Origin of the sequence: Streptomyces doebereineriae (assembly GCF_031845645.1) — a bacterium.
GTDB lineage: Bacteria > Actinomycetota > Actinomycetes > Streptomycetales > Streptomycetaceae > Streptomyces > Streptomyces canus.
The window spans coordinates 18703-32771 of the sequence record NZ_JAVREZ010000004.1; the positions used below are offsets into that span (position 1 = coordinate 18703).

Annotated in this window: 14 protein-coding genes; 5 read left to right on the forward strand and 9 right to left on the reverse strand. The window is 69.4% G+C overall.

Annotated features, from left to right (window positions below):
- Positions 1–8: 8 nt before the first annotated feature.
- On the forward strand, positions 9–611 hold the full coding sequence (locus RNB18_RS13035; RefSeq protein WP_311714280.1) for a hypothetical protein: 603 nt from the start codon (positions 9–11) through the stop codon (positions 609–611).
- A 75-nt stretch (positions 612–686) separates the two neighbouring features.
- Here the strand turns inward: RNB18_RS13035 and RNB18_RS13040 are convergent, their stop codons facing one another.
- From RNB18_RS13040 to RNB18_RS13065, 6 genes are all read right to left on the reverse strand, one after another.
- Positions 687–1556, reverse strand: coding sequence for a hypothetical protein (locus tag RNB18_RS13040; RefSeq protein WP_311714281.1), 870 nt, complete (start codon positions 1554–1556; stop codon positions 687–689).
- A 27-nt stretch (positions 1557–1583) separates the two neighbouring features.
- Positions 1584–2705, reverse strand: coding sequence for a hypothetical protein (locus RNB18_RS13045; RefSeq protein WP_311714282.1), 1122 nt, complete (start codon positions 2703–2705; stop codon positions 1584–1586).
- Positions 2706–2710: 5 nt separating this feature from the next.
- Positions 2711–3964, reverse strand: a complete 1254-nt coding sequence (locus tag RNB18_RS13050) for a putative T7SS-secreted protein (protein ID WP_311714283.1) — start codon at positions 3962–3964, stop codon at positions 2711–2713.
- Positions 3965–4018: 54 nt separating this feature from the next.
- Complete coding sequence (locus RNB18_RS13055; RefSeq protein WP_280862262.1) at positions 4019–4306, reverse strand: WXG100 family type VII secretion target; 288 nt, start codon at positions 4304–4306, stop codon at positions 4019–4021.
- Between the two features lie 111 nt (positions 4307–4417).
- The gene (locus RNB18_RS13060) at positions 4418–5194 is read right to left on the reverse strand and encodes a hypothetical protein (protein WP_311714284.1); all 777 of its coding nucleotides are present in this window, start codon (positions 5192–5194) and stop codon (positions 4418–4420) included.
- A 548-nt stretch (positions 5195–5742) separates the two neighbouring features.
- A complete protein-coding gene (locus tag RNB18_RS13065; protein ID WP_311714285.1) occupies positions 5743–6462 on the reverse strand; it encodes a DinB family protein in 720 nt (239 codons plus the stop codon).
- A 203-nt stretch (positions 6463–6665) separates the two neighbouring features.
- Between RNB18_RS13065 and RNB18_RS13070 the strand changes: the two genes are divergently transcribed.
- From RNB18_RS13070 to RNB18_RS13085, 4 genes are all read left to right on the forward strand, one after another.
- Complete coding sequence (locus RNB18_RS13070) at positions 6666–8363, forward strand: nucleic acid/nucleotide deaminase domain-containing protein (protein ID WP_311714286.1); 1698 nt, start codon at positions 6666–6668, stop codon at positions 8361–8363.
- A 76-nt stretch (positions 8364–8439) separates the two neighbouring features.
- Positions 8440–9069, forward strand: a complete 630-nt coding sequence (locus RNB18_RS13075) for an SUKH-4 family immunity protein (protein WP_311714287.1) — start codon at positions 8440–8442, stop codon at positions 9067–9069.
- Between the two features lie 12 nt (positions 9070–9081).
- Positions 9082–9918, forward strand: coding sequence for a nucleic acid/nucleotide deaminase domain-containing protein (locus RNB18_RS13080; RefSeq protein ID WP_311714288.1), 837 nt, complete (start codon positions 9082–9084; stop codon positions 9916–9918).
- Between the two features lie 24 nt (positions 9919–9942).
- Positions 9943–11757 carry a hypothetical protein gene (locus tag RNB18_RS13085; protein ID WP_311714289.1) on the forward strand — a complete coding sequence of 605 codons (1815 nt, stop codon included), beginning with the start codon at positions 9943–9945 and terminating at the stop codon, positions 11755–11757.
- A 13-nt stretch (positions 11758–11770) separates the two neighbouring features.
- Here the strand turns inward: RNB18_RS13085 and RNB18_RS13090 are convergent, their stop codons facing one another.
- Genes RNB18_RS13090 through RNB18_RS13100 form a run of 3 tightly spaced genes read right to left on the reverse strand, consistent with a single transcriptional unit; the run spans position 11771 to position 14054 of the window.
- On the reverse strand, positions 11771–12442 hold the full coding sequence (locus RNB18_RS13090) for a hypothetical protein (RefSeq protein ID WP_311714290.1): 672 nt from the start codon (positions 12440–12442) through the stop codon (positions 11771–11773).
- Positions 12442–13743: a putative T7SS-secreted protein gene (locus RNB18_RS13095; RefSeq protein ID WP_311714291.1), complete on the reverse strand. Its 1302-nt coding sequence runs from the start codon at positions 13741–13743 to the stop codon at positions 12442–12444. Before RNB18_RS13095 ends, RNB18_RS13090 begins: the two co-directional genes overlap by 1 nt.
- Complete coding sequence (locus RNB18_RS13100; RefSeq protein ID WP_311714292.1) at positions 13740–14054, reverse strand: hypothetical protein; 315 nt, start codon at positions 14052–14054, stop codon at positions 13740–13742. Before RNB18_RS13100 ends, RNB18_RS13095 begins: the two co-directional genes overlap by 4 nt.
- Positions 14055–14069: the final 15 nt, after the last annotated feature.

Here is a 14069-nt window from a genome sequence, read left to right on the forward strand (position 1 = left end):
GAGACGCAGTGGACGTTCCCCTGACGAAGACGGCTTACGAGGACCCGGCCACCCGGCGGGCCTGGCGCCGCACGGCCGCGTTCCGGCTCAGTGCCTTCGTGCTCTCGCTCGGGTCCTTCGTGGCCTGGCTGTACGCGGTGCTGCTGACACCGGTGTGGACGCTCTGGGTCCTCTTCCCCGCCCTGTTCGTGCTGATCTACCTGGCCATGCTGAACACCGCGAGGGTGCTGGGCATCCGGTCGCTGCGCCGGATCCTGCGGGTCTATCCCTGGCAGTCGGTCCCCGGGGCCGCCTCGATCGCGAAGAACGGCACCACCAGGTTCTCCTTCGCGGATCCCGAGCGCCCGGACAAGACCGTCTCCCTCGGTTACGGCAGCTTCCTGGGCAGCGGATACACCTTCTGGGTCCGCAGGGTCAGGTCGGGCGAGGTCGGCGAGGTCTGGTTCGCGGGCGACCCGCGTTTCCTGGGCGTCGTCGCCGTACCGGGGCCGCGACGGCTGTTCGGAGTCGCCCAGCGTACGGCGGTGGACGACCGGATGTCGGCCCGCAAACGCGGCGTCAGCGCCGAGGCGCGGGAGCGGGCCAAGGCGGCGGGGGCGCGGGTCGGTTGAGGGGCTGAGCGGCTGCGGGTACGGCGGTGGCGGCGCCCGGGGAGGGTGCCGCCACCGCCGTATGCGTGCTGTCTGTCAGAGCCGTGTGTCCAGGAGCTTGCGCAAGGGTGGCGAGAGCTCGTGCACGGGTGCTCCCGAGGCCTGGGACCTGGTCAGCTCGTCGAGGTAGCGCAGGGCCTCGCCGGACAGTTCCCTCTGGCGTCTGCCGAGGCGGTGTCCGGACAGCCAGGTCCAGATACCGAGGGCGATGAGCAGTACCGACGCGTACGCCGCGGGCAGGTCCTTGACCACGGCGTAGCCCACCCCGACGGCTCCCGCGACGACGAGGATCCAGCCCGCCTCGTCGTGCCAGCCGCCCTGGTCGGCGATCCGCTCGTACTCCTCGACCTCGGCCGGCTTGGGCGGCGGGGCCACCGGGGTGGCTCGCACGCCGGTGGCGGGCGCCCCGGCCGGTGTGGCGTACGACGGCAGCGGGGCCACGTCCAGTGCCGCGCCGCCTCGGCCGGTGAGCCAGGCGGGGACGAAGGCCACGGGGGCGCCGTGCGCGCGCGCCGCCGCGAGCACGTGCCGGTACCCCTCCAGGAAGGGGTGCCGGAGCTTGCGCCTGCCCTGGAGGTTGACCTGGACGAAGGCGGCGAGCGCCAGGACCAGGAGAGCCGCCGGGGGTGCTGCCGCCACCGCCATGTTGTCCGGTTTGCCGGCCGCGGCCCATACCAGCCAGACGATTCCGACGGCTGTGGCCAGGGAGCCGGCCCAGACCAGTCCTCCGCGTCCGAGCCGTCGAAGGGCGGCCTCGTGTTCGGAGAGGGTCTTTCTGACCGCCCCGTCGTCGAAGTAGTCGTAGCCGTACGTGCTGCCGATCTGCCGTACGGCATCGGCGAGTCGCGGGTCCGCGGACAGTGCGTGCGCGCCGACCGGCAGGAGATCACTGGGGTTGTTGTCCATGATGCGGCCGCCTCCTCAGGCCGGCCCCTATCCGAAGGCGGAGTCGACCGGCCCCCGCACGATACGTGTGCAGGGAGCGATCACCTCGATGACGAGCCGTTGGCGGCCGGAGATCAGCGTGACGTTGACGCGGTGTCCCGAGTCACCGTCCGCGGCCAGGGACACGCTCTGGCCCGGTGTGCCCGACAACGTGAACCAGCCCTGCCCCTGGAAGGTCTCTTCGAGCCGTCCGACGGCGACTGCAAGCTCCGCGTCCTCGACACCGTCGATCTGCCAGTGGTGGCGTGCCGTGCACACCGACCTCAGCCCCTTGGACCAGCAATCGACACACGTGACCGCCGACACCGCGTTGCCCTCGTCCATCCGGCCGCGCACGCCGAGGGCGTCCAGGACCCGGCTGGAGTGGGCATAGAGCTCTTGGACGACGGCCGGATCGGGAGCCACGTCCGGGACCGGCTGAGCCTGCGAGAGCGCGGAGGCCATCTCGGCCTCCTCCTCCGTGGCCCAGTCCAGTGTCCGGACGATCGTCGCGAAGAGCTCGGAGTAGAGGTCCCAGTCCTCCATGGAAGGCGTGGAGAGCTCGAACACCAGCATGTCGGCGTCGTTGGGCAGGGGGATGTAGACCTGTATCTGTCCGCGCGGCACTTCCAGCGGCTCACCCGTGGGGGACGCCTCCGCGGTGATCGTGAACGGCGCGCCGCCGATCCTCACCACGGCTTGGCTGTCCCCCTTGCCCACGGGCAGGGCACTGATCTGAACGTCGTCGTCGGGGTAGGCCCGGCGAAGCGCGGAGTAGGCCTCCGACAGGGCCTCGCCGGCCGTGATCTTCTCCAGCGACATGCGGTAGACCGCGACGGTGGCGGTGCTCCGGCGCCCGTCCATGTCCATCAGGCAGAAGCCGGCGTACTCGGCGCCCGCGTCCGCCAGTTGGGCGGTGATCTGGAAGTAGAGGGCGAACATCGTGATCTGGTCGTCCTCGCTGCCCTCCGCGAGGATCGTCCTGACCAGTTCGCCGAGCCGTTCGCCGACCTCGTCGGCGTCCTCAGCGTCCACGGGAAGCTCGTGGAAGAACGGCGGCATGATCCAGCCGACGTGGAGGTCGCCGCGCCGGCCCTCGGGGTCTGCCGTGACGGTGGTGACTTCGGTCATCTCGCTCAGGCCGCCAGGGTCTGGAGGAACTTGTCACCCGTGGCGGGGTACGGCATCGTCCGGACCGGAGAGGACTGGCTCGGGTTCGCCGGGGTCGGGTGAGTCGACACCGCGGGCTGGCTGCCACCGTCGTCGCCGCCGAAGATGAGCTTTCCGGTGCCGAGGAGGGCGCTGCCCGCCTTCGTGGGAAGCGAGATCTTCCAGACCTCCGACTCGGGCAGGGCCTTGCCGAGCGGACCCAGGATCCGCTTGTTGATCTGCGTCGACATGACACCGTTCTTGATGCCCTGCATCAGGCCCTTGCCGCCCTGGGTGAGGCCGGCGGCGAGCTTGGCGCCCTTCGCTCCTGCCTTGATGCCGGTGAACAGGCCCTTGGCCGCACCGATGCCGGGGAGCATGCCGAACGCGTCCATTCCGATCTTGAAGGGCGAGGCGCCGCCCATCCAGTGGCCGGCCATGGCAGCCCCGGAGAAGGCGATGGCGCCCGCGCCCAGGATTGCGGAAGCGACCTGGCCACCGACCGGAATGACGTTGACGACGATCGCGGCTGCTGCCAGCGCGCTGGAGATGGTGGAGAACAGGTCCGCGTTGTCGATCAGGAAGTTCTTGAACCCGTCCCAGGCGCCCTTCAGGCCATCCGTGATCTTGTCCCAGATGCTGATGTCCGGCGGCCGGTTGTTCGCGGCCTCGCGGATGGCCTTCTCGGCCTTCCCGGCTTGCTCTTCCCAGTACTTGCGCAGCGCCTCGGCGTTCTCGATGAGGAGCTTGAGGTCGGTCGCGGCGTCCTGGGCGGCTCGCGAGGCGGAGTCTGCCTCCTCGGAGAGCGCCTTCGCCTGCTGCTCGGTGAGCTGCTGGAACTGCGCGCCCTCGATCTTGACGTTCACCTTGTCGACGTCGGCGTTCTTCTGGTCGAGCCGCTTGCGGGCCTCGACCGCACGCTCCTCGAGGTTCTTGGCCTGGCGCTGCATGGTCTCGAGTTCGTCGTGCCAGCCCTTGAGCGCCCTGGAGCAGGCGTTCATCGACTGGTGGCCCTGCTGAAGGTACTTGGGCAGTTCGCCGACCTTCTCCTGGAACTTGCTGGCGGCCTCGCCGTCCCAGATCCCGTCCGTCTTGCCGATGCCCACCAGCATCTCGCGCATCTCGTCGAGCTCGTCGCCGACCGTCTTCACGTCGTACGCCAGTGACTCGATCGTGTGCAGGTCGCCCTTGGCCGGGTTGAACGTCAGTCCGGGCCAGTTGGGGTCGTCGAACATTCCCATCGTCTTCTCCCCGTTGTGTGCGTGTGCGAGTTGTCGGACCGGCGGTGGCCGGCACTACTTCTGGCTGAAGCCCTTCTGCAGCTCCTTGTCGGTCGACTCGTACGACTCGAGCGTCTTCTTGAGCCCCTCGTGCAGCTGCTTGGCGCCGTCGGCGATCCGCTTGATGCCGTCGCCCCAGTCGTCCTGGAAGTCGTCGCAGGCATTGTCGAGACCATCCGTGCCAAGTCCCTTGGGACCCACCTTGTTGAGCCGCTCCTGGGCGCCGCGCATACGGTCGTCCACCTGGTCCAGCCGGTTGATCAGGGTCTTCATGCGATCGACATCGATCTGGAAGTCAGCCATCCCCGTGTCTCCCCGTAGTCGTGATCCAGTCACCGGCGCACAGATTATCGGAGGGGCAACCTCCGGGGTACCTGCGGATGTTCGCGGTCGCCAACTTGTGAGGACCGCGGCTCAGACGCCGTCCCACACATGCAGCACCGACTGCGCGTACGCCAGCCGTGGGTCCAGCCGCGACGACGCGATGTGGAAGATGCCGCCGCCCCGATAGTCGACGACGACCTCGGAATCACCCGAGGCGCGCCACAGCGCGCGGCTCGGAAGGCCGAGGTCCCAGGCCGACTCCTTCTTCGCCTCGTCCTTGTCGCCGAACAACAACGGCACCAGCCCCTGGAGCGCCCCAAGCGCCCAGATGACGAGGTAGACCGGGGAGAAGAGGGTGAACAGCGCCCACCCGACCGGGGTTCCGCGCTCAGCGGTGAGAGGCTCGCCGCCGGTAACCGCCTGCACGGTCCAGCGCGGGCGGCGCGGCCATGGCAGCGCCCGTCCGTCCAGACGCGTGATCCGGCCGATCGGTGCACCGTCCCCGCCGTACACCTCGTACGCACCCGAGCCGACGGACCGGACCGAGCACAAGGGTTCGGCGTCCGGGCCGCTCACGGTGAACGGGGGCCGCGCATGGCGCCCGCCGTTCAGGGCGTCCTGGGGCACGTTGACGTAAGCGACGGGATTGCCCTTCGTCCCCTCGTCCGCCGACCGGATGGCGACGGTCTGTTCCCCGGCCTTGACCCGGGCGTACGCCCGCAGTCTCTTGCTCTCGATCTCGATCCTGGTCTCGGCCGCGGGATGCGGGTAAGACGCCGGAACGGGGGGCCCGCCGTACGGTCCCGGGGCCTGCGGCCGCCCCGGCTGCTGGCCCTGCGAGGCCCATTCCTGGCTGCTGTGGTCCATGGCCGCCCAAACTGTCGATGCCGTTGACGATGACGAGCGTCAGAATCTCAAAGGTCGGTCGGCCGCGTCGCGGGGTGGTCGGCGTCAGCCGATTCAACGACGACTTGTTCACGTGAACTTCACAGGATTTCCCCTGGAAGGTTTCCCCGTGGAGGGGCCGCCGGCGGCTGTCACGCCGCGACCGGACGCCGCGCAAGGCTGGTCCGCCGACGGCGCATGCCCCCTGCTCAGTGCGCCCCGTCCGACATGGTCGCGGCCGCCGCCGCTCCTGCAGCTCCCGGGAACGTCCCCGCCGGGGGGTCAGCCGTGAGACGTCCGCGGCGAAAACCGGCTTCCACCACGGCAAGCTCCCTCGCCGCGTCTGGGCTGGAGGCCGGTGCGGCCGGGCTGCTCGCTGTGCAATGGGTTGCGAGGGTGACCCTGAAGGTCGAGGAGCCGGACGCCCTTGCCGGACTCCGGCGACATCTCACGGTCGGGGGCCCTATCCGCCCAGAACCGCTCACCCGGCCCGCGCCCCTGTCATGGCGCTCAGCCCTCGGCCGGTCGAACTACCCAGCAGCGTTGAAGCGGGCCTGCCACAAGTCGCGGAGCAGCGCGATCTCCGCCATGTGATGGATGAGTTCCAGGTTGGACCCCCACAGCACGGAGATGTACGGCTCGTCGGGCGCGGAGCCGTACGGGTACTGGGAGAAGCCGATCGTGTCGAGCTGTTCCTCGGTGACCCGGCCGACGGCTTCGCGCCAGCGGTCGAGCAGGGTCCAGAAGCGTTCCTGGGCCAAGGCCGCGGAAGGGGTGAAGTCGACCAACTGGTGGGGATCCGTGCGGCGTTCGCCGAAGGTCCACTCCCACTCGCCCGCGAAACAGGAGTGCAGATGCCCCAGTCGCCAGGCGATGGTGGTGACCGGCGTGATGTCGGGTTCCACCGGGCCGGTGTGGGCGAGGACCTCCTCGACCCGTTCGACGCTCACGCTCCAGTCCTCGGCGATCTTGGCGACGCTCATGCCGTCGGCGGCCTGGCGGGCGACCTCGGCGTACTCGCCCGAGGGGATGTCCGGGGCGCCCTTGTCGAGGACCCACTCGCCGGGACCGTACGCCCGGGGCGTCACCGCCTCGCTCCGGCGCCGGATCGACCAGCAGTCGGGGACCGGCTCCCAGAGGTACTCCTCGTCGCCGAGACCCTCCAGCCGTACCTGCGCCCGCTCCCTGACGCAGTCGAACTGGTCCAGCAGTACGCCCAGTCGGTCGGTCCGTACGCGTCCCGTCTCCATGCCCGGCTCCCCTCACGGTCCCGTCCAGGCGGAGGCTAACGGCACGCCCGCGGGGGCGCGACGGATTTACGTGCCCCCGGGTTCCGTTCGGAAAGGTATGCGCCAACTGAGCCTCGGTTCAGGTCATGTGACGCCGGGTGAACTTGTTCCCATGATCCGATCAAAGTTACGTTTTACCAACTAACTTTCGAACGGGGGTCCTTGTGGGTGTAGTCCTGCCGAGCGAGCTGGATGCGGCCCTGGACCTGATAGGCATCAGCTGGCCCAACGTCGACGAGGACGACTACCGCGACATGGCCCAGGCCATGCGGGAGTTCGCCGACGACATCGAGGACGGCGCCGCGGATGCGCACCAGGCGATCACCGATCTGATCGGCGGCAACGAGGGCCTCGCGATCCAGGCGCTGGAGAAGCACTGGGACCTCGTCAAGGGCAAGCATCTGACCAACCTCTCCGAAGCGGGCCGAGTGGCGGCGACCGCGCTGGACGCGGTCGCCGTGCTGATCGAGGGCGCGAAGATCGCGGCGATCGCCCAACTCGGCATCCTCGCCGCGGAGATCGTGGCCGCCATCGCGGCCGCCCCGGTCACCCTGGGCCTGTCGACGCTGGGCGGTATCGCGGGTACGCAGGCCACCCGGATCGCGGTGAAACGCATCTTCCAGGAGGTGTGCGAGGAGATCGCCTCACGGATCATCGAGGTCGCCACGGGTCCGATATTCCAGGCTCTCGGCGCGATGGCGGGTGACCTGGTCCTGCAACTGGGCGGCAACGCCCTGGGGACGCAGAACGGCGTCGACCTCGGCCAGACCGCGAAAGCGGGCCGGGAGGGCCTGGACGACGGCGTCGACAGCCTCAAGTCGGGTGGGGGCATGCAGCTGGCCAGCGCGGGCGGGGGCGCGGGCGGTTCGATGCAGCTGGCCGGTGCGGGCGGGGACGGCGGGTCGAGCAGCGGCGGCGGTCAGTTCAGCATGGACCTGGAGTCCTACGACCGCGCGGGCAACGGGCTCAAGAGCGCGGGCGGCAAGATCCGCGACGGGGCCGGCAGCAAGCTGACCCGCGCGAAGTCCTCGCACGGCCGCGCCCGGGGCAAGGATGCGCTCACCAATCTCCTCGACCCCATGGTCGACGAGCTCATGGAGGGGATCGGAAAGGGCGTCAAGCGCTCCGCGTCCCACCTCGACGAGAGCATGACCAGCGGCCTGAGCAAGATGGCCAAGCGTCACAAGAGCACTGACGACGACATCGCGACCGAGCTCCAGGGCATCAGCAAGAAGCACGTCTACCACGTGGACGACCAGGGAAAGGTCACCCGCCTCACATCCACGGGTCACCAGGACCTGACCGCCGAGGACCGGGCCCGTCTCACCCCGCTGAATCTCCAGGGAGACAATGTCGGGCGGCGGGTGGCAGCCGACTACCGACTGCCCGACGCACCGGATCGCAAAAGGAAGTCGTCGACGCAGGTCGGTTTCGGAAGTACCGATCTGTCGCAGGCCACACGCCTGGCACGTGACGCGAACAAGGACTACGGGCAGACGAGAAAGGGAAAGTTCTCCAGTCGGAACTACGCCGCCGCGCGGTACGGCGACTCGGGATCGGAGAACGAGTTCATACTTGTCGGCCGCAGTAAATGGCCTGCCTCCCATTCGGAACGCCAGGTCGGTATCCCGTTCCTCAACAATGGCACCGAAAAAGGGATGTCCGAGCTCTATACCGAGCGTGAGCCATGCACGACCGGGCCGGGCGCGAAAGACTGCAGCGCCTGGATATCGGAACACCTGCCGGAAAGTGTGCGCGTTTCACACACTGTGGAGTACGGCCACACGGCGGAGTCGAAGCAGAAGGGCAACGAAGAAATGGAACGGTACCTCAACGGTATCAATCCCAAAAAGAGGCACTAATTGACCTGGGGCGGCCACTGCCGATAAAATGCCCGCCCCAGCGACAGCAGTTGTGAAATAACCGACAGGACAGAAAATGCCCCAGCTTGTCGACCGCGCGATGATGGAGTCGGTCTTCCCTCCGGAAAGGCTTGTGACACTGGAGGAGGCGAAGCTGCCCCGGGAACTCCACGAGTCGGCTCACACGATCCTCACCGGGGTCGGCCTGCCGGACGACCGGAGTTCCTTTTTCGTGCTCGACGGAGCGCTCTTCGAAGGAGAGACCCCCAACAGGTTCCGCCGCTGCGCTGAACTCCGCTACTTCTCCGACTACAAGGACATGCCGGAGGGCTGGGAGAACTGGCTCGTCCTCGGGGAGATCTTCTACGATGCCGTGGTCCTGGACCCCGCGTCCGGGGCGGTGTACTGCCTGCCGGACGGCGAGCCCGGTACGTACCCGATCAACCAGAGTCTCGATTCGTTCGTCTACTTCACCTATCTGCTTGAACTCGAGCGTCCCAACTACGACTTCACGGTGTCCGAAGAGATTCCCGATTCGGAGGGCGTCGCGGTGTCACTGCGAGAGAGGATGCGCCGGGCGGATCCGCTTCCGTTCGAAGGGGTCGAGCCCGCCTGGTCGGAGGAGTTCGACTGGGAGGCGGACGACGCACCTCGCATGCCCCCGTGGGATGTTGTTCTCTCGAACGTGTACGAGTCCATTGGTTAGGCGGATTCATCCATGACTGTCCCCGAAGACGGTGTCCGGCGTTTCCGGCAGGAGGTCGCCGGTGACGCCTCCGCTCCGCCCCCGAGCGTGAGCAGGCTGGCGGAGGTGGCCGTGCCTCGTCAGGTCGGGCCGTACTTCGCCACCGACGCCGACGACGCCGTACGCCTCGCGGAATACGCCGAGACCGTGGGGCGACGAGTCGTACAGGAGTCCTGTGCGGACTGGGCACGGCTCGGTTCCGACCGGGGGTTCGAGATCTGCGCCGACCACGAGGGCGTCGTGCGTGCGGTACTCCTCGACTGGAACGAGGAGTTGAGGTTCGTGAACGCGACTCCGGAGATGTTCGCCGAGTCGCTCGCCGCACTCGACCGGGCCCTCGCCGTGATCCTCGGCACCGAGGTGCCGCAGGAGGCCGCAGCCGCGTACGCGGAGTTGGAGCAGCGGTTGCGGACTCTCGACCCGCGGGCGTTCGAGGGGCGGGAGCACTGGTGGCCCCTCGTCCTCGACGACATCCGGGACACCGCGAGCGCGGAGTGGTTCACCGCCTTCGAGATCGTTGACGACAGGGGCGAGAAGCAGATCGTCACGCAGGCCGGCGACATCGGCGTCCATCCGGAGGAGCGGCTGTGGGCCCGATTGCGGGCCGCGGGTGTGCAGCCGGAGCAAGTGCTGCGGATCCACACCGAGTTGGAGGCCTGCTTCATGCCGGGGCACTATTGCTCGCTGTGGCTCGGGCAGGTTTTCCCCGAGGCGCAGCTGACGCACAACTTCCCTTACGGGGAGACGGCGGAGTCCCGTGCGGAAGGCATCCGGCTGCTGCGCGAGGCCGCCGCCGAGCAGCCGCAGTAGAGCGAAAAGGGGACCCAGCACACCATGACCGTCGGTGCCGTCACACCGGACATCGCCTCCTGGCCGCCGCTGGACGAGGAAAAACGGGCCTTCGGACAGCGGTTGCTGAACTGGGCAGCGGACGACACCGCAGTCGGGCCCCAGCTGTTCCTGGTGCGGGGCGCCGAGGGCAGCGGCAAGAGCCATCTGCTCGCTTGGTTCCTGGCCGGGGCGGCCGGGCACCCGCGAACAACCGTCCACGCCACTGTCCTGGCCGCAGGGCTGACGGCCGAGTCCTTCGCCTGGAGCCTGGGTCGGCAGCTCGGCTATGGCCCACTCTCCCCGGCGCGGCTGCTGGACCGGGTGAGCCAGGACGAGCGACCGCTGCTGATCCTCGTACCCGATCTCCACCGGGCCGGAGCGGGCCCCGCGGATCTGTCGTCGGCGGCACCTCAGACCCTGGTTGCCGAGCTGCTGGAGCCGTTGCTGGCCCTTCCCCATCTGCGCGTGGCCGTTGAGGTCGGGACGTCGGGGTTGCTGGCCGCGCACGACGCCGAGTCGGTCGACCTGGGCGACGGCGGCGACAACGGCAGCGGCAACGGACAGGCCTCGTACACCGAGCTCGTCGCCGCGGTCCCGCGCACGGCCGACGGCCGCCCCGACTGGTCCCAGGCCCCTGACATGGTGCTCCGGCGCGTCCTCGACGCGGCGCTGCGCACCGACGATGTCGACGCCCAAGGAGCCGCCGTGCGCGGCCTGTTGACCGACCCCGGGTTCCTGGTGCATGGCTCGGCCACCGCGCTCACCGCCGTCCTCACCGACGAGCGCATCCCGGTGCCCGGCCGGCTGCGCGAGGTGTGGAGGCGTGCCGCACCGGAACTGACGGCGTTTCACACCGACAGCGCCGAACGGGCCGCCCTGCTGCACGCCGCCGCGGTCGGCACGGACCCGGACCTCACCGAGTACCTGCGACCGCTCGCCCACCAGCACTGGTGGTCCGCGGTCTGGGCCCGGCGGGCCCTCCACGAGAGCGCGCCGGCTCTGGTGCCGGGTATGGAGCGATGGCTGCTGGCCTCGGACCCGACGGGGCGGCTGCGGACGTACGACGTGGGGAGCGGTGCGGCACTCGGCGGGACCGCATCGCCGTCCGTCGGCGCGTCCGACGGAGCCGCAGTGCCCTCCGTCCACCCCACCTTCGTACGACCGCGCTCGGTCGCCCCTTGTGACGCCCGCTCGGCGCTGCTGCTCGACCGGTCCGGCGCGCTGCTGCCGCTCGTGACCGAGGACGACCCGACCGCCGCGTTCGCGCTCGAGCGCATCGCCGAGCACCACGGTTCGGCCGCGCTCGCCGGGGAGGAGTCGCTGGTCACCGCGCTCGGCAGCGGCGGCACCCGGAGTCCGTACGCGGTCGTCGGCGACCGGGGCGGCACGGTGCATGTGTGGTCCCTGGGCGAGTACCAGGACGTTCCGCGCTCCTGCCGTGTGCACGAACAGCCGGTCACGGCCGTCACCTGCGTCGACACCGCCGACGGACTGACGCTGGCCTTCAGTGCCGGGGCGGACGGCGCGGTGCGGCTGTGGGAGACCTCGGCCGAGCCGATGCCGGTGCCGGTGCAGCAGCGCCGGTACCGGACCACCGCGCTCGCCGCCGCGGACACCTCCGCCGGTCCGGTGCTCGCCGTGGCCTGGAGCGACGGCGAGCTGCATCTGTGGCACGTGTTCACCGGCAGGGTGCGTGTGCTGCCCTGGCTGCACGTCTGCGACGCGCTCGCGCTGACCTCCGAGGGCCTGCTGGTCATCGGGGACCCCGAGGGACTGAATGCCGTACGACTGCAGCTGGACGTGCTCTGGGAACGGTGAGGCGCCCTGCCGGCTAGCCGAAGGGGCTGTGGGCCGCTGCCACGGCCGTCTTCGGTTCGCGGGCCGGCTTCGGGGCCGTGAAGGAGATCCCGGCGGCCATCAGCGTGGCCAGTTCCAGGAACTCCTCCTGCGCCTCGAAGACCTCGGTGGACAGGGACACCACCACCGCCTGCGGGATCCGCGGGAAGGCGAGGTGGAACGTGGCGGTGCGGACGGCCGAGGTGCTCTCGCCCTCGACGCCGAACAGCGTTCCGGGGACCGTGACGGCCTGATCCGCCACCACGACGGCGGCGAGCCCCGGCGGCAGTTCGACGACCGCCTTGTGGGTGTCCGGCTGGTCCGGGTGGGCGCGCAGCGCGCTGTGCGGGTAGAGGTGGGGGTCGCCCGCGGGGCGGTCGGTCACGGAGATCTGGCAGATCCCCGTGAGGAGCAGGTCGCCGTCCGTGCGCAGGACGAAAGAACTGAAGTGGACCAGTCCGTCCTCGACCAGTCTGCCCAGCGCGGCCTCGAAAGCGAGGGCGCTCGCGACCAGTTGGCCGGTCGCCGCGTCGGGGCACAGCTCGGCCAGCGCGGTGTAGTTGGCCTCCATGCGCTCTTCGGGATCGGCCGAGAGATCCACTGACTGGAAGCCCTCCGGCAGGGTGTACCAAAGGGGCAGGGGCCGGCCATCGTCGACGGTGGCCATCACAGGGCCCTGGCCACGGCGAAGATCTTCTGGAGGGGTTCGACGGCGAGCCCGCCCGCCATGACGCCGTCGCCTGCGACGGTGGCGTTCGTGGCCGGGGTCGCCCATGCGTCGGTGTAGTCGGGGTCGAGGGTGATGGCCGTGGGCAGGGCGAGGGCTCCCGTCGTCACCGCTTGTGTCACGTCCGCGGCCATCGCGCCGGCGGCCGACGAGGAGCCGAGCTTGGCCGCGGCCCACTCGACGGGCCGGGCGATGAGCGGGTTGGAGGGGTCCGCCGCCTTCGCCGCCCAGTTGAAGGCCTCGCCGCCACTCTTGACGGCCTGCGAGACGGTCGCACCGGTGCGGGCGAGCGTCTCGGCTCCCCGTGCCGCCTCGAAGGCGGTCCTGCCTCCCTCGATGGCTGCCTTCGTACCGTCGATGGCGGGGCCCACGCCCGGGACGGCACCGAGCAGGTCGCCGCCGAGCGTGGCCCACTCGCTCAGGTTCTTCGACGTCGGCGGCCACATGTCCTTGCCGCTCCGGACGTACTGGTAGGTGTGCTGGGCCGCCGCGGCCAGGCTGAGGCCGATGGCGATGGGCGCGAGGACGGGGCAGAAGATCGCGGCGATGCCGACGACCGTGGCCGCGATCGTCAGCAGGTCGCCGCCGTGCTCGTTCCACCAGTCCTTGAACTTCTCCCAGGCCCCGCCCTCGGGGGCGTACTCACTGGCGTGCCTGCGGATCGCGTCGGCGTACTCCTGGGCCCGGTCGCCGTGCTGGGTCTCCAGCTTCCTGGCGTCGTCGATCAGGTCCTGGAGCTGGTCGCGGGCGCTGTTCAGCGTCCTGCCCGCGCTGTCGAGCCGTTCGTTGGCACGGTTCAAACGGGCCTGGGCGTCGTCCAGTTGCGCCTTGTCGGTGAACATCCGGCCGGCCAGTCGCAGATCCGGGTCGGACCGGGCGGTCTCGTAGTCCCGCTCGGCCTGGTCGGCCTTCCTGCGCGCCTCCTCGGCGTCCGCCTCGTAGTGGCCGGCCCTGGCCTTCAGGTCGTGCAGGGTGTCGCTCCACCTGGCTATCTCGCCGCCCGCGGCTTCGAGGGAGTCATGGGCGCGCTGAAGGTAGTCGGGGAGGTCCGTCACCTTCTCGGTGAACGCCTTGGCCGCCTCCCCCGACCACCAGGTGCTCTCCTTGGAAAGGGAGTCCAGCAACTGATAAGCGGTCTGCAGGGTTTCGGCGGTGTGCAGCAGATTGTCGGAGAGGTTGGTCGCCAGGTGGGGGTGGCCGGGGGTGGGGTTCCAGCCGAGGCCGCTCCAGTCGTCGCTCACTGCGCCACCCCTGGAGTGTGGGCTCCGGTGTGCGCGAACGCGCCCTGGATCTCCTGCTCGGTCTGCTCGTACGCCTTGATGATGGCGGGCAGCGCCTCGTTGAGGACCTTGATCCGTTCCTGTGTCTTGCCGAGCCCGAACTCCCAGCTCTCCTCGAAGTCCTCACAGGCCTTGTCGAGCACGCGCTTGCCCAGGTCCTTCGGCCCGGTGTCCTTCATCCGGCGCATCGCCTCGTCGAGTTGTGACTCGCTGTCCTCGAGCTTCTTCTTCAGCCTGCGCAGTTCATCGAGACTGACCTTGAAATCGGCCATGTTCCTTCCCCCGTA